Annotated in this window: 31 protein-coding genes; 2 read left to right on the plus strand and 29 right to left on the minus strand. The window is 67.8% G+C overall.

Annotation, left to right across the window (positions count from 1 at the left end):
* Positions 1-111: 111 nt before the first annotated feature.
* From rplO to rfbB, 28 genes are all read right to left on the minus strand, one after another.
* Complete coding sequence (gene rplO, locus ACWGE1_RS08875; protein WP_030008473.1) at positions 112-567, minus strand: 50S ribosomal protein L15; 456 nt, start codon at positions 565-567, stop codon at positions 112-114.
* Positions 568-569: 2 nt separating this feature from the next.
* Positions 570-752: a 50S ribosomal protein L30 gene (gene rpmD / locus ACWGE1_RS08880; RefSeq protein ID WP_005313525.1), complete on the minus strand. Its 183-nt coding sequence runs from the start codon at positions 750-752 to the stop codon at positions 570-572.
* Complete coding sequence (gene rpsE, locus ACWGE1_RS08885; RefSeq protein WP_030388857.1) at positions 752-1354, minus strand: 30S ribosomal protein S5; 603 nt, start codon at positions 1352-1354, stop codon at positions 752-754. The genes rpmD and rpsE overlap by 1 nt, the downstream gene beginning before the upstream one ends.
* A gap of 45 nt (positions 1355-1399) precedes the next feature.
* A complete protein-coding gene (gene rplR / locus ACWGE1_RS08890) occupies positions 1400-1783 on the minus strand; it encodes a 50S ribosomal protein L18 (protein ID WP_030008471.1) in 384 nt (127 codons plus the stop codon).
* Positions 1784-1785: 2 nt separating this feature from the next.
* Positions 1786-2325 carry a 50S ribosomal protein L6 gene (rplF, locus tag ACWGE1_RS08895; RefSeq protein WP_030008470.1) on the minus strand — a complete coding sequence of 180 codons (540 nt, stop codon included), beginning with the start codon at positions 2323-2325 and terminating at the stop codon, positions 1786-1788.
* 20 nt (positions 2326-2345) lie between these two features.
* Positions 2346-2744 (minus strand): 30S ribosomal protein S8, encoded by a 399-nt coding sequence (gene rpsH, locus ACWGE1_RS08900; protein ID WP_007265911.1) that lies wholly within the window; start codon positions 2742-2744, stop codon positions 2346-2348.
* Positions 2745-2966: 222 nt separating this feature from the next.
* Positions 2967-3152, minus strand: coding sequence for a type Z 30S ribosomal protein S14 (locus ACWGE1_RS08905; protein ID WP_003956452.1), 186 nt, complete (start codon positions 3150-3152; stop codon positions 2967-2969).
* A gap of 5 nt (positions 3153-3157) precedes the next feature.
* On the minus strand, positions 3158-3709 hold the full coding sequence (gene rplE, locus ACWGE1_RS08910; protein WP_030008469.1) for a 50S ribosomal protein L5: 552 nt from the start codon (positions 3707-3709) through the stop codon (positions 3158-3160).
* Positions 3709-4020, minus strand: coding sequence for a 50S ribosomal protein L24 (gene rplX, locus ACWGE1_RS08915; RefSeq protein ID WP_150258782.1), 312 nt, complete (start codon positions 4018-4020; stop codon positions 3709-3711). The genes rplE and rplX overlap by 1 nt, the downstream gene beginning before the upstream one ends.
* A gap of 2 nt (positions 4021-4022) precedes the next feature.
* Complete coding sequence (rplN, locus tag ACWGE1_RS08920) at positions 4023-4391, minus strand: 50S ribosomal protein L14 (RefSeq protein WP_008739701.1); 369 nt, start codon at positions 4389-4391, stop codon at positions 4023-4025.
* A gap of 106 nt (positions 4392-4497) precedes the next feature.
* On the minus strand, positions 4498-4779 hold the full coding sequence (rpsQ, locus tag ACWGE1_RS08925; RefSeq protein ID WP_030008467.1) for a 30S ribosomal protein S17: 282 nt from the start codon (positions 4777-4779) through the stop codon (positions 4498-4500).
* A complete protein-coding gene (rpmC, locus tag ACWGE1_RS08930) occupies positions 4779-5003 on the minus strand; it encodes a 50S ribosomal protein L29 (RefSeq protein WP_008739703.1) in 225 nt (74 codons plus the stop codon). The genes rpsQ and rpmC overlap by 1 nt, the downstream gene beginning before the upstream one ends.
* On the minus strand, positions 5003-5422 hold the full coding sequence (rplP, locus tag ACWGE1_RS08935; RefSeq protein ID WP_008739704.1) for a 50S ribosomal protein L16: 420 nt from the start codon (positions 5420-5422) through the stop codon (positions 5003-5005). The genes rpmC and rplP overlap by 1 nt, the downstream gene beginning before the upstream one ends.
* 5 nt (positions 5423-5427) lie before the next feature.
* On the minus strand, positions 5428-6270 hold the full coding sequence (gene rpsC / locus ACWGE1_RS08940) for a 30S ribosomal protein S3 (RefSeq protein WP_008739710.1): 843 nt from the start codon (positions 6268-6270) through the stop codon (positions 5428-5430).
* A complete protein-coding gene (gene rplV / locus ACWGE1_RS08945) occupies positions 6270-6617 on the minus strand; it encodes a 50S ribosomal protein L22 (RefSeq protein WP_007265904.1) in 348 nt (115 codons plus the stop codon). Before rplV ends, rpsC begins: the two co-directional genes overlap by 1 nt.
* 43 nt (positions 6618-6660) lie before the next feature.
* Complete coding sequence (gene rpsS, locus ACWGE1_RS08950; protein WP_008739713.1) at positions 6661-6942, minus strand: 30S ribosomal protein S19; 282 nt, start codon at positions 6940-6942, stop codon at positions 6661-6663.
* 12 nt (positions 6943-6954) lie between these two features.
* Complete coding sequence (rplB, locus tag ACWGE1_RS08955; RefSeq protein WP_008739715.1) at positions 6955-7791, minus strand: 50S ribosomal protein L2; 837 nt, start codon at positions 7789-7791, stop codon at positions 6955-6957.
* A gap of 39 nt (positions 7792-7830) precedes the next feature.
* Positions 7831-8154, minus strand: coding sequence for a 50S ribosomal protein L23 (rplW, locus tag ACWGE1_RS08960; RefSeq protein WP_007265901.1), 324 nt, complete (start codon positions 8152-8154; stop codon positions 7831-7833).
* Positions 8154-8804: a 50S ribosomal protein L4 gene (rplD, locus tag ACWGE1_RS08965; protein WP_030388861.1), complete on the minus strand. Its 651-nt coding sequence runs from the start codon at positions 8802-8804 to the stop codon at positions 8154-8156. Before rplD ends, rplW begins: the two co-directional genes overlap by 1 nt.
* Positions 8805-8808: 4 nt before the next feature.
* Complete coding sequence (gene rplC, locus ACWGE1_RS08970; protein ID WP_007265899.1) at positions 8809-9453, minus strand: 50S ribosomal protein L3; 645 nt, start codon at positions 9451-9453, stop codon at positions 8809-8811.
* A 14-nt stretch (positions 9454-9467) separates the two neighbouring features.
* On the minus strand, positions 9468-9776 hold the full coding sequence (gene rpsJ / locus ACWGE1_RS08975) for a 30S ribosomal protein S10 (RefSeq protein WP_003948644.1): 309 nt from the start codon (positions 9774-9776) through the stop codon (positions 9468-9470).
* A gap of 542 nt (positions 9777-10318) precedes the next feature.
* Complete coding sequence (locus tag ACWGE1_RS08980) at positions 10319-12133, minus strand: hypothetical protein (RefSeq protein ID WP_453419851.1); 1815 nt, start codon at positions 12131-12133, stop codon at positions 10319-10321.
* Between the two features lie 15 nt (positions 12134-12148).
* Positions 12149-13447, minus strand: coding sequence for a lipopolysaccharide biosynthesis protein (locus tag ACWGE1_RS08985; protein ID WP_453419852.1), 1299 nt, complete (start codon positions 13445-13447; stop codon positions 12149-12151).
* 25 nt (positions 13448-13472) lie between these two features.
* Positions 13473-14357 carry a glycosyltransferase family 2 protein gene (locus ACWGE1_RS08990; protein WP_453419853.1) on the minus strand — a complete coding sequence of 295 codons (885 nt, stop codon included), beginning with the start codon at positions 14355-14357 and terminating at the stop codon, positions 13473-13475.
* A 9-nt stretch (positions 14358-14366) separates the two neighbouring features.
* A complete protein-coding gene (locus tag ACWGE1_RS08995) occupies positions 14367-15173 on the minus strand; it encodes a glycosyltransferase family 2 protein (RefSeq protein ID WP_453419854.1) in 807 nt (268 codons plus the stop codon).
* Entirely contained in the window at positions 15170-15571 is a 402-nt protein-coding gene (locus ACWGE1_RS09000; protein WP_453419855.1) for a DUF2304 family protein, read from the minus strand. The genes ACWGE1_RS08995 and ACWGE1_RS09000 overlap by 4 nt, the downstream gene beginning before the upstream one ends.
* A 143-nt stretch (positions 15572-15714) precedes the next feature.
* Complete coding sequence (gene rfbD, locus ACWGE1_RS09005) at positions 15715-16626, minus strand: dTDP-4-dehydrorhamnose reductase (RefSeq protein ID WP_453419856.1); 912 nt, start codon at positions 16624-16626, stop codon at positions 15715-15717.
* The gene (rfbB, locus tag ACWGE1_RS09010; protein WP_453419857.1) at positions 16623-17600 is read right to left on the minus strand and encodes a dTDP-glucose 4,6-dehydratase; all 978 of its coding nucleotides are present in this window, start codon (positions 17598-17600) and stop codon (positions 16623-16625) included. Before rfbB ends, rfbD begins: the two co-directional genes overlap by 4 nt.
* 82 nt (positions 17601-17682) lie before the next feature.
* On the opposite strand from rfbB, the gene rfbA reads away from it, so the two are divergent.
* Positions 17683-18558 (plus strand): glucose-1-phosphate thymidylyltransferase RfbA, encoded by an 876-nt coding sequence (rfbA, locus tag ACWGE1_RS09015; RefSeq protein WP_052876416.1) that lies wholly within the window; start codon positions 17683-17685, stop codon positions 18556-18558.
* Positions 18555-19154, plus strand: a complete 600-nt coding sequence (gene rfbC, locus ACWGE1_RS09020; protein ID WP_030008456.1) for a dTDP-4-dehydrorhamnose 3,5-epimerase — start codon at positions 18555-18557, stop codon at positions 19152-19154. The genes rfbA and rfbC overlap by 4 nt, the downstream gene beginning before the upstream one ends.
* 226 nt (positions 19155-19380) lie before the next feature.
* On the opposite strand, the gene tuf is transcribed toward rfbC, so the two are convergent.
* Complete coding sequence (gene tuf / locus ACWGE1_RS09025) at positions 19381-20574, minus strand: elongation factor Tu (protein ID WP_030388873.1); 1194 nt, start codon at positions 20572-20574, stop codon at positions 19381-19383.
* Positions 20575-20635 lie beyond the last annotated feature (61 nt).

Here is a 20635-nt window from a genome sequence, read left to right on the forward strand (position 1 = left end):
TGCACGCCACCTTACCGGCGAGTGTGCCTTCCGTGGAACGACCGACCGGGGATGCCCCATATGTGAGGCATCCCCGGTCGGGTTTCGAGCTATTCAGCCACCGAAATCGTCTTAGACGAGCTCGGTGACGGTGCCGCCGGCAGCGGCAATCTTCTCCTTGGCGGAGGCGGAAACGGCGTCAACCGAAACCTGCAGCGCCACGGAGATCTCGCCCTGGCCCAGGACCTTGACGAGGCTGTTCTTGCGAACCGCGCCCTTGGCGACCAGGTCGGCCACCGTGACTTCTCCACCCTCGGGGTAGAGAGCGCCGAGCTTGTCCAGGTTCACGACCTGGAACTCGGTGCGGAACGGGTTCTTGAAGCCCTTGAGCTTCGGCAGACGCATGTGGAGGGGCATCTGCCCACCCTCGAAGCGCTGCGGGATCTGGTAACGGGCCTTCTGGCCCTTCGTACCACGACCGGCCGTCTTACCCTTCGACGCCTCACCACGACCGACACGGGTCTTCGCGGTCTTGGCGCCGGGGGCGGGACGGAGGTTGTGGGCCTTCAGCGGGCTGTTCTCAGCCATGATTAGTCAACCTCCTCAACCGTCACGAGGTGGCGGACGGTGTGAACCATTCCGCGGAACTCGGGGCGGTCCTCCTTGACGACGACGTCGTTCAGGCGCTTGAGCCCGAGCGAACGCAGCGTGTCGCGGTGGTTCTGCTTGCTGCCGATGTACGACTTCGTCTGCGTGATCTTGAGGCGAGCCATTACGCACCCGCCCCAGCACGTGCACGAAGCAGAGCCGCGGGGGCGACGTCCTCGAGGGGCAGACCACGGCGAGCCGCGATCTCCTCGGGACGCTGCAGGCCCTGGAGGGCCGCCACGGTCGCGTGCACGATGTTGATCGCGTTGTCGGAGCCCAGGGACTTCGACAGGATGTCGTGAACGCCGGCGCACTCCAGAACGGCGCGCACCGGGCCACCGGCGATAACACCGGTACCGGGGGAAGCAGGCTTCAGCAGGACGACGCCCGCAGCCTTCTCGCCCTGGATCGGGTGAGGAATGGTGCCCTGGATGCGCGGAACCTTGAAGAAGTTCTTCTTCGCTTCCTCGACACCCTTGGCGATGGCCGCGGGAACTTCCTTGGCCTTGCCGTAACCGACACCTACAGTGCCGTCACCGTCGCCCACCACGACCAGCGCGGTGAAGCTGAAGCGGCGACCACCCTTGACAACCTTGGCGACGCGGTTGATCGCGACAACGCGCTCAACGTAAGCGGTCTTCTCGGCGGCAGGGCCACCGTCGCGACCCTTCCGGTCCCGCCGCTCGCCGCCACCGGCACCGCTTCCGCGGCGCTGGGGTCCAGCCATTGGATTACCTCTCTCTGTTACGTCCGTGAGTCCCGGAACCGGGGCTTAGAACTTCAGCCCGGCTTCGCGGGCGGCGTCAGCCAGAGCGGCAATGCGCCCGGCGTATCGGTTGCCACCGCGGTCGAACACGACGGTCTCGACACCCGCAGCCTTGGCACGCTCGGCGACGAGCGCGCCGACAGCCTGGGCCTGCGAGCTCTTGTCGCCTTCGCCACCACGGATCGAAGCGTCCAGGGTCGACGCCGACGCCAGGGTGTGACCCTGGAGGTCGTCGATGACCTGAGCAACGATGTTGCGGTTGGAACGCGTCACGACGAGGCGCGGACGCTCCGCCGTACCCGAGACGTTCTTGCGGATGCGGATGTGGCGGCGAGCCTTGGCAGCGCGCTTGTACGCGTCGCCCTTGGCGATCTTCACACCGTATGCCATGGCTACTTACCAGCCTTTCCGACCTTGCGGCGGATGACCTCGCCGGCGTACTTGACACCCTTGGCCTTGTACGGGTCGGGCTTCCGCAGCTTGCGGATGTTGGCGGCGACCTCGCCGACCTTCTGCTTGTCGATGCCCTCGACCGTGAACTTGGTCGGCGACTCGACCTTGAAGGAGATGCCCTCGGGCGCCTCCACCAGGATCGGGTGGCTGTAACCCAGCTGGAACTCCAGGTTGGAGCCCTTCGCCAGGACACGGTAACCGACACCGCTGATCTCGAGAGCCTTGACGTATCCCGTGGTCACACCGGTGATCATGTTCGCCACCAGCGTGCGGGACAGGCCGTGCAGGGCCTTGTTCTGACGCTCGTCGTTCGGACGGGTGACGTTCAGAACGCCGTCCTCGCCCTTAACGACGGCGATGGGAGCCTTGACGGTGTGGGAGAGGGAACCCTTGGGGCCCTTCACCGCGACCGTGCTGCCATCGATGGTGACGTCCACACCGGCGGGAACCTGGATGGGGAGCTTGCCGATTCGCGACATTGCTTTTCCTCCGTTCCCGACTACCAGACGTAGGCGAGGACTTCCCCACCTACGCCCTTCTTGCCTGCCTGCTGGCCGGTGAGCAGACCGTGCGACGTGGAGATGATCGCCACGCCCAGGCCGCCGAGCACCTTCGGCAGGTTGGTGGACTTCGCGTACACGCGCAGACCGGGCTTCGAGATCCGCTTGATGCCCGCGATGGAGCGCTCACGGTTCGGCCCGAACTTCAGCTCGAGGACGAGGTTCTTGCCGACCTCGGCGTCCTCGACCTTCCAGCCGGTGATGAAACCCTCCTGCTTGAGGATCTCTGCGATGTGCGACTTGATCTTGCTGTGCGGCATCACGACGGTGTCGTGGTACGCCGAGTTAGCGTTACGCAGACGGGTCAGCATGTCTGCGATCGGGTCAGTCATGGTCATGAAGTGGCCTTCGGCCTCTCTCGCCGGGGTTTCCTGTATGCGCCATCCCTCTCCCCACTCAGTGGCGGGACGGGTGCGGTGCGGGGACCTACGGCGTAGTAAGTCGATAGGGCGGCGGACGCCCAACCCCACAAGCCTACGGCATGCGGAGCTGGGCACCCACCGACCAGATGCTTACCGAGAGTCTCTGGTACTTCCCAAGTCCTTACGGACGGAAGGGAATTACCAGGAGCTCTTGGTCACGCCCGGCAGCTCGCCACGGTGAGCCATCTCACGAAGGCAGACGCGGCACAGGCCGAACTTGCGGTACACGGAGTGGGGGCGACCGCAGCGCTGGCAGCGGGTGTACGCACGCACACCGAACTTGGGCTTGCGGGCAGCCTTCGCGATGAGAGCCTTCTTCGCCATCTCGCTTACGCCTCCTTGAAGGGGAAGCCGAGGTGACGAAGGAGCGCGCGGCCCTCAGCGTCGTTGGTCGCCGTGGTGACCACGGTGATGTCCATACCCCGGGTACGGTCGATCTTGTCCTGGTCGATCTCGTGGAACATGACCTGCTCCGTGAGACCGAAGGTGTAGTTGCCACGGCCGTCGAACTGCTTCGGCGACAGACCACGGAAGTCACGGATACGCGGCAGCGCGAGCGACAGCGTACGGTCCAGGAACTCCCACATACGGTCACCACGGAGGGTGACGTGGCAGCCGATCGGCTGACCCTCGCGCAGCTTGAACTGCGCGATGGACTTGCGGGCCTTGGTGACGGCCGGCTTCTGACCGGTGATCGTCGTCAGGTCCTTGATGGCGCCGTCGATCAGCTTGGAGTCGCGGGCGGCGTCGCCCACACCCATGTTGACCACGATCTTCACGAGACCGGGGATCTGCATGACGTTCTCGTAGGAGAACTCCTCACGCAGCTTGCCCGCGATGTCCTCGCGGTACTTCGTCTTGAGACGCGGAGTGGTAGCCATCAGATGTCCTCACCCGTCCGCTTGGCAACGCGGATCTTGTTGCCCTCGTCGTCGAAGCGGTAGCCGACGCGGGTGACGACCTTCTTGCCGTCCTTCTCCACAACCAGCTGAACGTTGCTGACGTGGACCGGGGCCTCGGTGATCACAATGCCACCGGCCTGGTTCTGCGCAGCCTTGGTGTGCTTCTTGACCCGGTTGACACCCTCGACGAGGACGCGGTTCTCAGCGGGGAAGGCAACGATGACCTTGCCCTGCTTGCCCTTGTCCTTACCGGTGATGACCTGGACCAGGTCGCCCTTCTTGATCTTCATGCTTACAGCACCTCCGGCGCGAGCGAGATGATCTTCATGAACTTCTTCTCGCGCAGCTCACGGCCCACCGGGCCGAAGATACGGGTGCCGCGAGGGTCGCCGTCGTTCTTCAGAATGACGGCGGCGTTCTCGTCAAAGCGGATGTACGAGCCGTCCTGGCGGCGACGCTCCTTGACGGTGCGAACGATGACAGCCTTGACGACGTCACCCTTCTTCACGTTGCCACCGGGGATCGCGTCCTTGACGGTGGCGACGATGACGTCACCGATGCCCGCGTAGCGGCGACCGGAACCACCGAGAACACGGATGCAAAGGATTTCCTTGGCACCAGTGTTGTCGGCGATACGCAGTCGCGACTCCTGCTGGATCACGTGTATCTCCTGTTTGTCTGCCGGTTCCCGGCGGGGGCTTCACTCCGGAGAGCGCCGCCCCCACCGAGCCTGGCGGAACGAATCCGGGGGAAACCCCCCGGACGAATTACTTGGCCTTCTCGAGGATCTCGACGATGCGCCAGCGCTTGCTCGCCGACAGCGGACGCGTCTCCATGATGAGGACGCGGTCGCCGACGCCGGCAGCGTTCTGCTCGTCGTGCGCCTTGAGCTTGTTCGTACGGCGGATGACCTTGCCGTACAGGGCGTGCTTGACGCGGTCCTCGACGGCGACGACGACGGTCTTGTCCATCTTGTCGCTGACGACCAGACCCTCACGGGTCTTGCGGAAGCCGCGCTCGGTCTTCTCAGTCACGTTGTTCTCGCTCATCAGGCGCTCTCCACCGTCTCGATACCGAGCTCACGCTCGTGCATCAGGGTGTAGATGCGAGCGATGTCCTTACGGACGGACTTGAGCCGGCCGTTGTTCTCCAGCTGACCCGTGGCCGCCTGGAAGCGGAGCTTGAACAGCTCCTCCTTGGCCTCGCGCAGCTTGCCAACGAGCTCCTCGTTGCCGAGCTCACGCAGCTCGGACGCCTTGGTTCCCGTCGCCATCACGACTCACCTGCCTCGCGCCGAACAATCCGGCACTTCATCGGAAGCTTGTGAGCAGCGCGGGTGAGCGCCTCACGAGCAATCTTCTCGTTCGGGTAGGACAGCTCGAACATGACCCGGCCCGGGTGCACGTTGGCGATCCACCACTCGGGAGAACCCTTACCGGAACCCATGCGGGTTTCGGCCGGCTTCTTCGTCAGCGGGCGGTCCGGGTAGATGTTGATCCAGACCTTGCCGCCACGCTTGATGTGGCGGGTCATCGCAATACGAGCCGCCTCGATCTGGCGGTTCGTCACGTAAGCCGGGGTCAGCGCCTGGATGCCGTACTCGCCGAACGTGACCTCAGTACCGCCCTTGGCCATACCGCTGCGCTTCGGGTGGTGCTGCTTGCGGTGCTTGACCCTACGAGGGATCAGCATGTCGGTCAGGCCTCCGTTCCGGTGCTCTCGGCCGGAGCGGCGGCGGGAGCGTCGGCCTTGGGGGCCTCGGCACCAGCAGCCTGCTGCGGCTTGCGGCCACCACGGCCGCCGCGCTCGCCACCACGGCCACCACGGCCGGCGGGACGGTCGCCAGCGCCCTGCGCGCCACGGGCCGGGCGGTTACCCGCACGGGCTGCAGCGTTCTCGGCGCGAACCTCGGCGATGTTCTTGACGTCGCCCTTGTAGATCCAGACCTTCACACCGATACGGCCGAAGGTGGTCTTGGCCTCGAAGAAGCCGTAGTCCACGTTCGCGCGCAGCGTGTGCAGCGGCACACGGCCTTCGCGGTAGAACTCGGAGCGGGACATCTCGGCGCCGCCGAGACGGCCGCCACACTGGATCTTGATGCCCTTGGCGCCGGCCTTCATCGTGCCCTGCATGCTCTTACGCATGGCGCGACGGAAGGAGACGCGGGAGGAGAGCTGCTCGGCAACGGCCTGAGCAACCAGCTGTGCATCCAGCTCGGGGTTCTTGACCTCGAGGATGTTCAGCTGGACCTGCTTGCCCGTGAGCTTCTCGAGGTCACCGCGGATGCGGTCGGCCTCGGCGCCACGGCGGCCGATGACGATGCCCGGACGAGCGGTGTGGATGTCCACACGCACGCGGTCACGGGTGCGCTCGATCTCAACCTTCGAGATGCCGGCGCGCTCCATGCCGGACGTCATCATCCGACGGATGGCGACGTCTTCCTTGACGTAGTCCTTGTACAGCTTGTCGGCGTACCAACGCGACTTGAAGTCGGTGGTGATGCCGAGCCGGAACCCGTGCGGGTTTACCTTCTGGCCCATTACCGGGAACCTTCCTTGCTGCTGACGACCACGGTGATGTGGCTGGTCCGCTTGCGGATCCGGTAGGCACGGCCCTGCGCACGCGGACGGAACCGCTTCAGGGTCGGGCCCTCGTCCACGTACGCCTCGCTGATGACCAGCGTGGAGGCGTCCGGGTGGTTGTAGTTGTGTGCGGCGTTGGCGATGGCGCTGTCAAGCACCTTGCCAACCGGCACGCTCGCGGCCTGCGGGGCGAAACGCAGGACCGCCTGAGCCTCCGTGGCATCCATGCCACGGATAAGGTCCACCACTCGGCGGGCCTTCATGGGCGTGACGCGGATGTACCGCGCCTGGGCCCTGGCTTCCATGGTTGTCCCTTCGGTGTAAGTCATAGTCATAACCACCCCGCCTTTAGCGGCGCTTCGACTTCCGGTCGTCCTTGACGTGGCCGCGGAAGGTGCGAGTCGGCGAGAACTCGCCGAGCTTGTGGCCGACCATCGACTCGGTGACGAACACCGGGACGTGGGTCTTGCCGTTGTGCACCGCGATGGTGTGACCCAGCATGCTGGGGATGATCATCGAGCGACGGGACCAGGTCTTGATGACGTTCTTGGTGCCGGCTTCGTTCTGGACGTCCACCTTCTTTACGAGGTGGTCGTCGACGAAGGGCCCCTTCTTGAGACTGCGCGGCATCTAAACCCGCTCCTAGCGCTTCTTGTTCGTCTTGCGGCGGCGGACGATGTACTTGCTCGAAGCCTTCTTCGGCGAGCGAGTACGACCCTCCTTCTGACCCCACGGGGAGACCGGGTGGCGACCACCACTGGTCTTGCCCTCACCACCACCGTGCGGGTGGTCAACCGGGTTCATCGCGACACCGCGGACGGACGGGCGAACGCCCTTCCAGCGCATGCGGCCGGCCTTGCCCCAGTTGATGTTCGACTGCTCGGCGTTGCCGACCTCGCCGACCGTGGCGCGGCAGCGCGCGTCGACGAGACGGATCTCACCGGACGGCATACGAAGGTGGGCCATCGTGCCCTCCTTCGCCAGCAGCTGCACGGAGGCACCAGCGGAGCGCGCGAACTTGGCGCCGCCACCGGGACGGAGCTCGATCGCGTGGATCGTGGTACCGACCGGGATGTTGCGGAGGGCCAGGTTGTTACCGGGCTTGATGTCGGCCGTGGGGCCGTTCTCAATCCGGTCGCCCTGCTTCAGAGCCTTCGGCGCGATGATGTAGCGCTTCTCGCCGTCCGCGTAGTGCAGGAGCGCGATGCGCGCGGTGCGGTTGGGGTCGTACTCGATGTGCGCGACCTTGGCCGGCACGCCGTCCTTGTCGTGACGACGGAAGTCGATCACGCGGTAGGCGCGCTTGTGTCCACCACCCTGGTGGCGAACGGTGATCCGACCGGTGTTGTTACGGCCGCCCTTGCTGTGCAGGGGGCGAACCAGCGACTTCTCCGGCGTGGACCGCGTGATCTCGACAAAGTCGGCGACGCTGGAGCCACGACGGCCCGGGGTCGTCGGCTTGTACTTGCGGATACCCATTTCTCAGTCCTCGTCCGATTCCGGACGACTAGACCTCCGTTAGGAGGCCTGGCCGCCGAAGATGTCGATACGGTTGCCCTCGGCAAGGGTCACGATGGCGCGCTTGGTGTTCGCACGCTTGCCGAAACCGGTCTTGGTGCGCTTGCGCTTACCCTGACGGTTGATCGTGTTGACCCCGGTGACCTTGACCGAGAAGACCGCTTCCACGGCCTGCTTGATCTGGGTCTTGTTGGCGCCGGGCGCGACGATGAACGTGTACTTGTTCTCGTCCAGCAGCGCGTAGCTCTTCTCCGAGACAACCGGCTTGATCAGCAGGTCGCGCGGGTCAGTGAAGGTCTTGCTGGTAACGGTCGCCTCAGACATCAGGCGTCGCTCCCTTCGGTCTCATCGGCCTTGGGGCCAGACACGAAGGACTCGAAAGCGGCCTGAGTGAAGACCACGTCGTCAGAGACGATCACGTCGTACGTGTTCAGCTGGCCCGGCTCCAGGATGTGAACCTGGGGCAGGTTGCGGGCGGACAGCCACGCGGCCTCTTCGGCGCGGTCGACGACCAGGAGCAGGTTCTTGCGCTCCGAGATCTTGCCGAACAGCGTCTTGGCGGCCTTCGTGGAGGCGGCACCCTCGACCACGCCGGTGACGACGTGGATGCGGGAGTGACGCGCACGGTCCGAGAGGGCACCGCGGAGGGCGGCGGCCTTCATCTTCTTCGGGGTCCGCTGGGAGTAGTCACGCGGCTGCGGGCCGTGGACGACGCCACCGCCGACGAACTGCGGCGCACGGGTCGAACCCTGGCGCGCGCGGCCGGTGCCCTTCTGGCGGTAAGGCTTGCGGCCACCACCACGGACTTCGCCGCGACGCTTGGTCTTGTGCGTGCCCTGACGGGCAGCAGCCAGCTGAGCGACAACGACCTGGTGGATCAGCGGAACGCTGGTCTTCGCGTCGAAGATCTCCGCGGGGAGCTCGACGGTACCGGCCTTGTCGCCTGCCGGCGAAAGGATGTCAATGGTGCTCATTACCTCAAGCCCCCTTGGCCGCGGTACGGACCAGGACGAGGCCGCCGTTCGGACCGGGGACCGCACCCTTGATGAGGAGCAGACCCTTCTCCGCGTCAACCGCGTGGATGGTCAGGTTCTGGGTGGTGACACGCTCGTTACCCATGCGACCGGCCATGCGCATGCCCTTGAAGACACGCCCAGGGGTGGCACAGCCACCGATCGAACCGGGGGAGCGGTGCTTGCGCTGCACACCGTGACCGGCGCCGAGGCCCCGGAAGTTGTGCCGCTTCATGACACCGGCGAAGCCCTTGCCCTTGCTGTTGCCCGTGACGTCAACCTTGACGCCGGACTCGAACACCTCAGCAGTGATCTCCTGGCCGAGCGTGTACTCGCTGGCGTCGGAGGTGCGGAGCTCCACCAGGTGGCGGCGGGGGGTCACGTCGGCCTTGGCGAAGTGGCCCTTGAGGGGCTTGTTCACCTTGCGCGGGTCGATCTCGCCGAAGGCGATCTGGACCGACTCGTAGCCGTCGATGTCGTTCGTACGGACCTGGGTAACGACGCAGGGTCCGGCCTTGACCACGGTCACCGGGACGACACGGTTGTTCTCGTCCCAGACCTGGGTCATGCCGAGCTTCTCGCCCAGGACGCCCTTGATCTGCTTTGCCATCTTCTCGACGCCTCTCAGAGCTTGATCTCGATGTCAACGCCGGCCGGAAGGTCCAGGCGCATCAGCGAGTCAACGGTCTTGGGGGTCGGGTCGAGGATGTCGATCAGGCGCTTGTGCGTGCGCATCTCGAAGTGCTCGCGCGAGTCCTTGTACTTGTGCGGCGACTTGATGACGCAGTACACGTTCTTCTCAGTGGGCAGCGGCACCGGGCCCGCGACCGACGCACCAGTGCGCGTCACCGTCTCGACGATCTTCTTCGCCGAGGAATCGATGACCTCGTGGTCGTAGGCCTTGAGCCGGATGCGGATCTTCTGTCCCGCCATGGCTACTCCGTAGTCCTGTCTGTATGTGGAAACGCTCTGGCTCCCGGTCGGCTGCGGGACGGATCCCACTGCCTCTCCTCCGACCCACGCGGTCGGGCGTGTCGCACTCCCTCTACAGAAAATTCCCATACGGAAATTCCCTCATCCAAGGGGGTACGGTCCCGATGACCGCGATTCGGGGGAGAAACACCCACCGAGTGCCTGGTGGGCACCGTGCTGACACTTCCCAGAAGATTCCCGTACGTCCGCCCCCATTGCTGCCCCGAGAGGCAGATTAAGGACGACGAGTACTGTGGGACTCGCTTCCGGTCCTCCCGGCGGGAGGCGCGCAGCATCGGCACTCAGCCGAGCAACTTGAGTAGTCTGCCATACGAGGCACGTACCTGGCCAATCGGGCCGAAGAGAATACCCCGCCACGCTGAGTGGTCAAACCGCACCGCGCGCTTCGCCCGGCGGGACCCTCCCCAGGTCAGGAGCGGGTGGTGGTCCCCCGGCCGGCCGGGCCGGGGGACCACCTGCGCTTCGTGTACGGCGGCGCGGGATCAGCCCCGGCGCCAGATCACGTACTGGCCGTCCTCGACGAGCCGGTCGACGTGCCAGCCGGCCGGGGCGGTGCGCCAGCTGCCGGGGAGTCCGGCCTTCTTGTCGAACAGGGCGACCACGGCCACGTTGGCCTCGGGCGGCGGGGCGTCCTTCGTGACCAGGGCGCGGGTCCAGACCCGGCCGTCGAGCACCTGGTAGGCCATCGTCATCCGCAGCTCCCAGCGGATGTCCTTGTCCATCACCAGCCGGTCCCCCGGCCGGATGCCGGCCCCCTCGATGAATCCGCTGCCGTCACCGCGGCGACGCTCCGTGGCGGGCTCGGTGATGTTGTCGGTGATCGCGACGGTCGCGGTGCCGGCGAACGCGGCCAGCGCCAGTGCGGCGGCGCCGGTGGCGAGCGCGGCCCGGCGGTTGCCGCTGAGCAGGCGCAGCAGCAGCACAAGACCGAGCACGGCCAGGGCGACCGCGGTGGTGCGTACGGGGCGGAAGGCGCCCCAGCCGTCCGCGGAGATGCTGGCGAGGAAGGTGACGTCGGGCAGGCCCCACAGGATGAACCAGGACTTGCCCCACTGCTGGCTGGCCATGTGGAGCAGCGCCGCCGTGAGGGCCAGCGTCACACCGCTCGCGGCCACGCCGAGCGCGACGATCTTCTTCCAGCCGCGGACGTGGTACAGCACGGCGACCGCGACGAGCAGGTACACCGGCACCAGCAGGGACAGGTAGCGGGCGTAGACGATGGTGTCGACCCGGTGGTCGTTGGGCAGGCCGGCGGCCGCCGCCAGCGCGATGCCGCCGAGCAGCGCGACCATCAGGAAGCCCACCACACGGTTGGCCAGGGTGAAGCGCGGGCTGAGGACCGCACACACGCAGACCACCAGGGCCAGCGCGCCCAGGCCCCAGGTGGAGGTCATGAAGTACCAGAGGTGGCCGATCATCCGCATGATGGTGCGGCGCAGCAGGCGGGTGTTCTCGAGCGTCTGGAACACGGCGTTGCCGACCTGGCTCGGGGCGGCGCCGTCGATCTTGGAGATCATCCAGGTGGTCATCAGCTGCTTGACGACGAACATGACGGCCAGCAGGGCCAGCGCCGACGCGGTGGCGATCCGGGGTGCCCAGTTGAGGACCAGCGCCACCAGCAGCACCAGACCGGTCAGCGCGATGATCACACCGCCGCGGTCATGGGTGAGCTGGCAGTATCCGGCGGCGAAGGCGCCCAGCAGGGCGAACAGGATCCGGCGCTTCTTGGTGCCCTCGGAGAACAGGCCGTGCAGGCCGATCAGCCACGCGAGCACCAGGACGGGCAGCGGGGTGTCCGCCATCGCGAACTGCGTGTAGAAGACCACCGGCGGGACCAGCGTCACCATGGCGGCGGCGACGTAGGAGACCGGCCTGGAGACGTTCAGCCGGCGCAGCCCCCAGTACGCCATCGGCAGCACCAGGCAGCTGATCAGGGCGTTGATGCCCATGATCAGGTGGTAGCCGTGCACCGGGTCGTCGGTGAGGCGCAGGGCGGGCGAGATCAGCAGCGAGTAGCCGGCGGGGATGACCTGGTCACCGGGGATCTCGGTGGTCGGCCGGCCCGCCAGGATCCTGGCCATCACCAGGTACATCGACTCGTCGGGGCTGACCGTCGGGAAGTCCTGCCGGGTGACCAGCGACAGCCGGAACAGCACGTTGAGCACGTAGCCGAGGGCCAGCGAGGCCGGCACCACCCACCGGGCGTGCCACCAGCCCGCCGGGGTGGGGCTGTCCGCCGGAGAGTCGTCGCCGGCGGACCGGGCGTTCTCCGGGTCGGCGGTAGACAGGGGGGCCACTCGCGTCATGACAGGTCAGACTTCCGTGAGATGTCCGTTGAGTACGGGGGCGGTGGTGCGGCGCGGCACGGCGCCGCGCAGGGTCAGCAGCATCGCCGCGGCGGTGGCCAGCGATCCGACCGCGTAGGCGAGGCCCACGCGCAGCGCGATGTCGCCCGGGACGAGCGTGATGCCGAGCAGCACCGCGGTGCCGAGCACCCAGCACACCAGCTGGGCCCGGTGCTTGTGCAGCACCATCTGGGCCTGGCCGAGCACCATCGCCAGCATGTAGCAGGTCGTCCCGATGGCGAACCACAGGAAGTCGGCGTGGCCGAGCTGGCCGGGCGCGGCACCGAACAGGACCTCGATCAGCCAGGGTCCGATCAGCACGGCCGGCACACCGCCGACGACGCCGAGGCCGAGCACGACCAGGCACGCCTTGCGGAGCATCCGGGCGAAGCCCTGGTGGTGGCCGGCGGCCACCACGGTGGACAGTCCGGAGAGCAGCGAGGCCTGCAGCGAGCCGAAGACGAAGAGCGGCACCCGGGCCAGCACCAGGGCGCTGAGCAGGCCCGCGATCAGTTCGGTGCGGGTCGGCTCCAGGAGCTGGGTGCTCATCACCGCCGCGTTGACGACGACCTGGGCGAGCAGGGTGGAGGCGGTCAGCGGGCCGAGGCCGCGGACCAGCTCCCGGGCGGCGATCGGGCCGCCGGGCCGCGCCGCGGCTCGGGTCGGGGCGAGCGTCACCAGCAGGGCGACGAAGGGCGCGACGACGAGGATCAGGCTGAAGGCGAGCGCCGAGTGCAGCCCGGCGGCCGCGCAGGCGAAGGCCAGCGCGATCCGCAGGCCGCCGTCCACGGCGAGCTGGGAGCCGTACGCGGTGAAGCGGCCGGTGCCGGCCAGGATGCCCCGGGTGAGGTAGCACAGGGCCATCCCGGCGAAGGCGGCGCCGAGCACGGCGACGAGCTGGAGGTCTCCCTGGAACAGCCGGTCGGCGATCGGCCCGGCGAAGAGGGCGAGCGCGCCGAGGACCACGGCGAGGATGCCGCCGGTCAGCAGCCCCGCCTTCCGGAGCACCGGTGCGGCCCCCTCGTCGCCGACCGTACGGGCGGCGACGATCCGGGTGAGCTCCTGCTCGATCGGGAAGAACAGGCCGATCCCGACGGACATCACCAGGGTCCACAGCACCGAGACCCCGGCCATGTCGGCCTTGGTGAGGCTGTGTCCGGCCACCGCGAGGTGGATGTAGGAGGCGGCGCCGAGCACAGCGGTGCCCCCCGCGACCATGGCGGTCCCGGGGGGCAGGGCCTTGAGCAGTTTCGCTATCGGGTTCATCCAGGAGCTTTCATAGGCCGCACGCTCAGCGCGTGGCGTGGCGGAGCATGGCGCCGACACCGGGGCGACCGGCGTGCTTGGCCGCTCCGGGCAGCAGGGTGAGTGCATGCAGCCGGGAGGAGAGGTGCAGTCGGGAGACCTTGGCCGCGCGCGGCCAGCCGTGCCGGTCGAGGCGGTCGGCGGTCTCCACGAAGAAGCGCTTGGCCTCTTCGAAGCGGTGGCCGGTGAAGGCCTTGGCCGAGGATTCGCTCTCGGCGTGCCGGCGGTAGCTGAAGCAGACCTCCGGGGTGGTGGCCAGGGTCTCCCCCGCCACCAGCAGGTCCACGACCAGCGCGAGGTCCTGGATGACGCCCAGGTCGGCGCGGAAGCCGAAGCGCTTGACCGCCTCGGAGCGCCAGCAGATCGAGGGGAAGTACAGCCAGTTGCCGCGCAGCAGGCTGGTGGCGAGTTCCTCGCCGCCGAGCAGGGCGCGGCCCGGGCCCTTGGGGGCGTACAGCTTGCGCTTGGTGCGGTCGCCCAGGGTGTCGTACGGCAGACCGTCGGAGCCGATCACCCGGACGCCCGGCTGGATCATCGCCGCGGTCGGCTCGCGGTCGGCCGCCGCGCGCACGACCTGGAGGTAGTTCGGGTGCATGAGGTCGTCGCAGCCCATGAGCACCAGGTACTCGTACTCGGCGAGCTCGACGCAGCGGTTGAAGTTGCCGGTCACGCCGAGGTTGCGCTCGTTGCGGAAGTACCGGACCCGGGAGTCGGCCAGCTGCTCGAACCACTCGGGGACGCCCGCCTCGCGGCCGTCGTCGACCACGGTGAGCCGCCAGTCGTCGCCGTCCTGGGCCAGGACGCTGCGGACCGCGTCCTGCATCAGCGCGACATCGCCGTAGTACGGCAGCAGGATCTCGAAACGCGACATGTTCTCCGCCTAGGCCTTGGTCAGCTCGCGGCCGACCAGCTCGGCCGTGCGCTGCTGGAACGCCGTGTACGCCGGGGAGCCGGGCGTGAAGGTCTTGAGCTCCTTCGGCATGCGGCGGATCATCGCGAGCAGCAGCACGAGGCCGGCCCGGGTGAGGTAGACCATCGCCTTGAGCGGCGAGGCGCTCGGGCGGCCGGTGGTCCGCTCCCGCATGGCCACGGGGATCTGGCGCACGGTGAAGCCGGAGCGGGCGGCGCCCACCATGGACTCGATGGTGTCGCCGAGGTACTCCACCGGGTACCAGCGGGCGAAGAACTCTATGAGCGGGCGGTTGCAGGCGCGGAAGCCCGAGGTGGTGTCGGTGAGCTTGGTGCGGGTGATCCGCGAGAGCACCACGGACAGGAGGGACATCGCCCACTTGCGCGGGCCGCGCACCGTGTAGTCGCCGTCGCCGGCGAACCGGGCGCCTATGACGAGGTCGGCGTCGCCGACGGCGAGGCGCTCGAGGAGGGCCGGCACGTACGCCGGGTCGTGCTGGCCGTCGGCGTCCACCTGGATCGCGACGTCGTAGCCGTGCTGCTGCGCGTAGCGGTAGCCGAGCCGCATGGCGCCGCCGACACCGAGGTTGAAGGGCAGCTGGGCGACGGCCGAACCGGCTGCCCGGGCCACCTCGGCGGTGTTGTCCGCCGACCCGTCGTCGACCACGAGGGTGTCGACGTGCGGCAGTTGCTGCTGGATCTCGCGCAGGACGGAGGGCAGTCCGTCCTCCTCGTTCCAGGCGGGAAGAATGATCAGGACGCGACGACCGTCGTTCACGACTTCACCTGTGCCTCGATGGCGCCGGATTCCTCCGTGCGCGGCGACGTGCTGGGGTAACCGCCCTGCTGGACGAGATGTGCGCGGATCAGCGCGACGTCCTCCGCGAGGGTGCGGGTCTCCGCCTCCAGTCGGCTGGTCTCCCAGCTGAGGTGCAGGCTCACCAACAGGACCAGGACAAAGCCGACAAACAGCACCAGGCTCACGCCGGATGCCACGCCGAGGCTCCTGGCCACCGGGTCCAGCAGGTCGGGAACGAAGCCGAGGGGGGCGACCAGCAATCCGATCGCGAGCCATATCGCCGCGTACTTCTCCCGCAGTTGCTGGCGGCGCAGCAGCTCGAGGATGTACCCCAGCACCAGAAGACCGGTGATGGAGGTCAGAACGGAGAGTCGCACAGCGGACGGCGCCTTTCGCGCGAAGGGCCCAACATCTTTGTAGGAGAAGCATATGGCACGCAGAAGGACGCCAACGGGGCCCGGAAGGTTGCCTCCCGGGCCCTGTCGACGGCGTGCGTACGCAGGCGGTCAGTCGCGCCGGCTCACCTCGTGGAGGGGAGTCGCAGCAGATCAGCGAAGGCCGGGCGGGTGATCGCCTCGGCGAGCTGGACCTGCCAGTCGGGCAGCGGTTCGAGCCCGGCGGCCGCCCAGCCCTCGTGACCAAGGACACTGAAGGCGGGCCGCACGGCGGGGCGCACGAACGCCTCGGAGGTGGTCGGCCGGATCCGCTCCGGGTCGAGCCCGCTCAGCCGGTACGCCTCGCGGGCGAGCCCCATCCAGGTGGTGCGGCCGCTCGCGGTGCCGTGGTAGACCCCGCCCGTGGCCCGGCCCTTCAGCGCGGCGAGGCCGAGCTCGACCAGCCGGCGGGCCAGCGCGTAGGTCCAGGTGGGCTGGCCGTGCTGGTCGTCGACCACGTCGAGGGTCTCGCGCTGGGCGGCCAGCTTCAGCATGGTGGCGACGAAGTTCGGACCGTGCTCGCCGTACAGCCAGGCGGTCCGGACGATGTAGCCGTCCTGCGGCAGCAGTTCGGCGACGGCCCGTTCGCCGACCAGCTTGGAGCGCCCGTAGGCGTTGACCGGGCCGGTCACGGCATCCTCGCGGTACGGCTCCGTCGCGTCGCCGGGGAGCACGTAGTCGGTGGAGACGTGCAACAGGCGCACATGGGCGGCGGCGCAGGCCTCCGCGAGGACGCGCACGCCGGTGCCGTTGACGGCGGTCGCGGCGTCCTCGGCGGTCTCGGCGCCGTCCACGTCGGTCCAGGCGGCGCAGTTCACGACCACGGCGACTCCCTCGACCGCGGCCCGGACGGCAGCCGGGTCGGTGATGTCGAGGTCGGCGCGGCGCAGGCCCACGGCCTCGATGCCCGCGTCCTTCAGTACGGCCAGGACGTCCTGGCCGAGCATTCCGGCGGCGCCGGTGACGAGCCAGCGCCCGGCCTGCGAGTCGGTGCTCACTTCTGCAGGGCCGCCTTCGCCTTCAGCGGCTCCCACCAGGCGCGGTTGTCGCGGTACCAGTCGATGGTGGCCTTGATGCCGTCCTCGAAGGTGACCTGCGGGGCGTAGCCCAGCTCGGCACCGATCTTGCTGATGTCGATGGAGTAGCGGAGGTCGTGGCCCTTGCGGTCCTCGACCTGCTCGACCATCTCCCAGCCGAGACCGGCGGCCTCCAGCAGGACGCCGGTGAGCTCCTTGTTGGTGAGCTCGGTGCCGCCGCCGATGTTGTAGACCTCGCCGGCCCGGCCCTTGCGCATGGCCAGGTCGATGCCGCGGCAGTGGTCGGAAACGTGCAGCCAGTCGCGGACGTTGCCGCCGTTGCCGTAGAGCGGGACCTTCTTGCCGTCCATCAGGTTCGAGACGAACAGCGGGATGACCTTCTCCGGGAACTGGTAGTGCCCGTAGTTGTTGGAGCAGCGCGTGACCACCACGTCCATGCCGTGGGTGCGGTGGTAGGCCAGCGCCAGCAGGTCGGACGATGCCTTCGAGGCGGAGTACGGGGAGTTCGGCACCAGCGGCCACTCCTCCGTCCAGGAGCCCTCGCTGATCGAGCCGTAGACCTCGTCGGTGGAGATGTGGACGAAGCGGCCGACGCCGTGCTTGCGGGCGGAGTCGAGGAGCACCTGGGTGCCCACGACGTTGGTCAGCACGAACGGGCCCGCGCCGGCGATCGAGCGGTCCACGTGGGACTCGGCCGCGAAGTGCACGACGACATCGTGACCGGGCATGACCTGGTCCACGGCGTCCGCGTCGCAGATGTCGCCCTTGACGAAGGCGTAGCCGGGGTGGTCCGCGACCGGGGCGAGGTTGGCCTCGACGCCCGAGTAGGTCAGCTTGTCGAAGACAGTGATCTGCGCCGTGGCATCTGCAGCGAGCTGCTGGCGGACGAATTCTGAACCGATGAAGCCGGCGCCGCCGGTCACGAGGATGCGCATAATACGAAGAGTCTAGCGGTCTGCCGAACGTCACATGCGCTGAGCTCTGCTCCCCCACGCCCTCTCGCATAGGGTTCTCCCCATGCGTGGAATCCTCTTGGCCGGTGGCACCGGATCTCGACTCTGGCCGCTGACCCGGGCAGTCTCGAAGCAGCTGCTGCCCGTCTTCGACAAGCCGATGATCTACTACCCCCTCTCCACCCTCGTGATGGCGGGTATCAGCGAGATCCTGATCATCACCACCCCGGACGACCGCGAACAGTTCGAGCGACTGCTCGGCGACGGCTCGCAGTTCGGCCTGCGGCTGGAGTACGCCGTCCAGGAGCGCCCGGAGGGCATCGCCCAGGCGTTCGTCCTCGGCGCCGACTTCATCGGTGACGAGTCCGTCGCCCTGATCCTCGGCGACAACATCTTCCACGGCAGTGGCCTCGGCACCCGCCTCGCCCAGCACACGGACGCCAAGGGCGGCCGCGTGTTCGCGTACCCGGTGGCGGACCCCACCGCCTACGGCGTGGTCGAGTTCGACGAGAACGGCCAGGCCATCTCCATCGAGGAGAAGCCGGAGAAGCCCAAGTCCCGCTACGCGGTGCCGGGTCTGTACTTCTACGACAACCAGGTCGTCGAGATCGCCCGCGGCCTGAAGCCCAGCGCCCGCGGCGAGCTGGAGATCACCGCCGTCAACGACGCGTACCTGCAGGCCGGCGAGCTCAACGTCACCATCCTCGACCGCGGTACCGCCTGGCTGGACACCGGCACCTTCGTCTCGATGGTGCAGGCCTCCGAGTTCGTCCGCGTGATCGAGGAGCGCCAGGGCTTCAAAATAGGCTGCATCGAGGAGGCGGCCTGGCGGGCCGGCCTCATCGACTCCGCGCAGCTGCGCGCGCTCGCCGAGCCGCTGACCAAGAGCGGCTACGGCGACTACCTGCTCATGCTCCTCGCCGAGGAGGACGCCCGATGAAGTTCCGCGAACTCTCCATCGCCGGCGCCTTCGAGGTCACCCCGCAGCTGCACGGCGACCCGCGCGGCCTGTTCACCGAGTGGTACCGCTTCGACCGGCTGGCCGAGGTCGTCGGCCACCCGCTGAACCTGGCGCAGGCGAACCTCTCGGTCTCCTCCGCCGGCGTGGTGCGCGGCATCCACTTCGCGGACGTCCCGCGCGGCCAGGCCAAGTACGTGACCTGCGTGCGCGGCGCCGTGCTCGACGTCATCGTCGACCTCCGCGTCGGCTCCCCCACCTTCGGTCAGTGGGAAGGCGTCCGCCTGGACGACGTGGACCGCCGCGCGGTCTACATCCCCGAGGGCCTCGGCCACGGCTTCTGCGCCCTGAGCGACGACGCGACCCTGTCGTACCTCTGTTCGGAGACGTACAACCCGACCGGTGAGCACTCGGTGCACCCGCTCGACCCCGACCTGGGCATCGAGTGGCCGGCCGACGTCCCGCTGCTGTCCGCCCGCGACGAGGCCGCCCCCTCGCTGGCCGACGCGCTCGCGACCGGTCTGCTGCCCGACCACGCCGCCTGCGTGGAGTTCACCGAGTCCCTGCGCGTGAACTGACCCACCGCCGTACGCACGTGAGGGCCGCACCCCGTCCGGGGTGCGGCCCTCCGTCGTACCCCGTCCGGACGGCCCCGGACGGGGTACGGACCCGGACGGCGCCCGGACCCGGCCCGGACCCGGCCCGGACATGCCGAAGGGCCCCGTCCCACCGCCGAGGCGATGGGCCGAGGCCCTTCAGTGCAACTTGGTGCCCGTCGGACGGGCTACCAGGTCAGAACCCGAATTACTTCGAGATCTTGGTGACCTGGCCGGCGCCCACGGTACGACCACCCTCACGGATGGCGAACTTCAGGCCCTCCTCCATGGCGACCGGCTGGATCAGCGCGACCGTCATCTCGGTGTTGTCGCCCGGCATGACCATCTCCGTGCCGGCCGGCAGGGTGACGACACCCGTGACGTCCGTGGTACGGAAGTAGAACTGCGGACGGTAGTTGTTGAAGAACGGGGTGTGACGGCCACCCTCGTCCTTCGACAGGATGTAGGCCTGGGCCTCGAACTCGGTGTGCGGGGTGACCGAACCGGGCTTGATGATGACCTGGCCGCGCTCGACGTCCTCGCGCTTGATGCCACGGAGGAGCAGACCGACGTTCTCGCCCGCCTGGCCCTCGTCGAGGAGCTTGCGGAACATCTCGATACCGGTGACCGTGGTGGTGGTCTTGGTCTCCTTGATACCGATGATGTCGACGGTCTCGTTGACCTTCAGGACACCACGCTCGATACGGCCGGTGACGACGGTACCGCGACCGGTGATCGTGAAGACGTCCTCGACGGGCATGAGGAACGGCATCTCGGTGTCACGCGGCGGGGTCGGGATGGCCTCGTCGACGGCGGACATGAGGCCGAGGAGCTTCTCGCCCCACTCCTTGTCGCCCTCGAGCGCCTTCAGCGCGGAGACGCGGACGACCGGCAGGTCGTCGCCCGGGAACTCGTACTCGGAGAGGAGCTCGCGGACCTCGAGCTCGACGAGCTCCAGGATCTCCTCGTCGTCCACCATGTCGGCCTTGTTCAGGGCGACGACGATGTAGGGGACGCCGACCTGGCGGGCCAGGAGCACGTGCTCCTTGGTCTGCGGCATCGGGCCGTCGGTGGCGGCGACCACGAGGATCGCGCCGTCCATCTGCGCGGCACCGGTGATCATGTTCTTGATGTAGTCCGCGTGACCCGGGCAGTCGACGTGGGCGTAGTGACGCGCCTCGGTCTGGTACTCGACGTGCGCGATGGAGATGGTGATACCGCGCTGGCGCTCCTCAGGAGCCTTGTCGATCTGGTCGAAGGCCGAGGCCTCGTTCAGGTCCGGGTACGCGTCGTGCAGCACCTTGGTAATGGCGGCCGTGAGGGTCGTCTTACCGTGGTCAATGTGACCGATGGTGCCGATGTTGACGTGCGGCTTAGTCCGCTCGAACTTCGCCTTCGCCACGGGGTCCTCCTGGAGAGTGGTTCTGTACGCCTTACTCATCGGCGCCAGGTGATCTTTGCTG

Source organism: Streptomyces sp. NPDC054932, from assembly GCF_053610205.1.

Excerpts from the sequence above, each read along its gene's own strand:
- rfbB (WP_453419857.1), bottom strand. The coding sequence starts at position 17,600 with ATGCGCATCCTCGTGACCGGCGGCGCCGGCTTCATCGGTTCAGAATTC.
- ACWGE1_RS08905 (WP_003956452.1), bottom strand. The coding sequence starts at position 3,152 with ATGGCGAAGAAGGCTCTCATCGCGAAGGCTGCCCGCAAGCCCAAGTTC.
- rpsS (WP_008739713.1), bottom strand. The coding sequence starts at position 6,942 with ATGCCGCGCAGTCTCAAGAAGGGGCCCTTCGTCGACGACCACCTCGTA.
- rplF (WP_030008470.1), bottom strand. The coding sequence starts at position 2,325 with ATGTCGCGAATCGGCAAGCTCCCCATCCAGGTTCCCGCCGGTGTGGAC.
- rplP (WP_008739704.1), bottom strand. The coding sequence starts at position 5,422 with ATGCTGATCCCTCGTAGGGTCAAGCACCGCAAGCAGCACCACCCGAAG.
- rpsQ (WP_030008467.1), bottom strand. The coding sequence starts at position 4,779 with ATGAGCGAGAACAACGTGACTGAGAAGACCGAGCGCGGCTTCCGCAAG.
- rplE (WP_030008469.1), bottom strand. The coding sequence starts at position 3,709 with ATGGCTACCACTCCGCGTCTCAAGACGAAGTACCGCGAGGACATCGCG.
- rplR (WP_030008471.1), bottom strand. The coding sequence starts at position 1,783 with ATGGCATACGGTGTGAAGATCGCCAAGGGCGACGCGTACAAGCGCGCT.
- rfbA (WP_052876416.1), top strand. The coding sequence starts at position 17,683 with ATGCGTGGAATCCTCTTGGCCGGTGGCACCGGATCTCGACTCTGGCCG.
- rpsH (WP_007265911.1), bottom strand. The coding sequence starts at position 2,744 with ATGACCATGACTGACCCGATCGCAGACATGCTGACCCGTCTGCGTAAC.
- rpsJ (WP_003948644.1), bottom strand. The coding sequence starts at position 9,776 with ATGGCGGGACAGAAGATCCGCATCCGGCTCAAGGCCTACGACCACGAG.
- rplD (WP_030388861.1), bottom strand. The coding sequence starts at position 8,804 with ATGAGCACCATTGACATCCTTTCGCCGGCAGGCGACAAGGCCGGTACC.
- rpmD (WP_005313525.1), bottom strand. The coding sequence starts at position 752 with ATGGCTCGCCTCAAGATCACGCAGACGAAGTCGTACATCGGCAGCAAG.
- ACWGE1_RS08985 (WP_453419852.1), bottom strand. The coding sequence starts at position 13,447 with ATGAACCCGATAGCGAAACTGCTCAAGGCCCTGCCCCCCGGGACCGCC.
- rpsE (WP_030388857.1), bottom strand. The coding sequence starts at position 1,354 with ATGGCTGGACCCCAGCGCCGCGGAAGCGGTGCCGGTGGCGGCGAGCGG.
- rplB (WP_008739715.1), bottom strand. The coding sequence starts at position 7,791 with ATGGGTATCCGCAAGTACAAGCCGACGACCCCGGGCCGTCGTGGCTCC.
- ACWGE1_RS08990 (WP_453419853.1), bottom strand. The coding sequence starts at position 14,357 with ATGTCGCGTTTCGAGATCCTGCTGCCGTACTACGGCGATGTCGCGCTG.
- rpmC (WP_008739703.1), bottom strand. The coding sequence starts at position 5,003 with ATGGCGACGGGAACCAAGGCGTCCGAGCTGCGTGAGCTCGGCAACGAG.
- rfbC (WP_030008456.1), top strand. The coding sequence starts at position 18,555 with ATGAAGTTCCGCGAACTCTCCATCGCCGGCGCCTTCGAGGTCACCCCG.
- rpsC (WP_008739710.1), bottom strand. The coding sequence starts at position 6,270 with ATGGGCCAGAAGGTAAACCCGCACGGGTTCCGGCTCGGCATCACCACC.
- rplO (WP_030008473.1), bottom strand. The coding sequence starts at position 567 with ATGGCTGAGAACAGCCCGCTGAAGGCCCACAACCTCCGTCCCGCCCCC.
- rplW (WP_007265901.1), bottom strand. The coding sequence starts at position 8,154 with ATGTCTGAGGCGACCGTTACCAGCAAGACCTTCACTGACCCGCGCGAC.
- rplV (WP_007265904.1), bottom strand. The coding sequence starts at position 6,617 with ATGGAAGCCAGGGCCCAGGCGCGGTACATCCGCGTCACGCCCATGAAG.
- rplC (WP_007265899.1), bottom strand. The coding sequence starts at position 9,453 with ATGGCAAAGCAGATCAAGGGCGTCCTGGGCGAGAAGCTCGGCATGACC.
- rplX (WP_150258782.1), bottom strand. The coding sequence starts at position 4,020 with ATGAAGATCAAGAAGGGCGACCTGGTCCAGGTCATCACCGGTAAGGAC.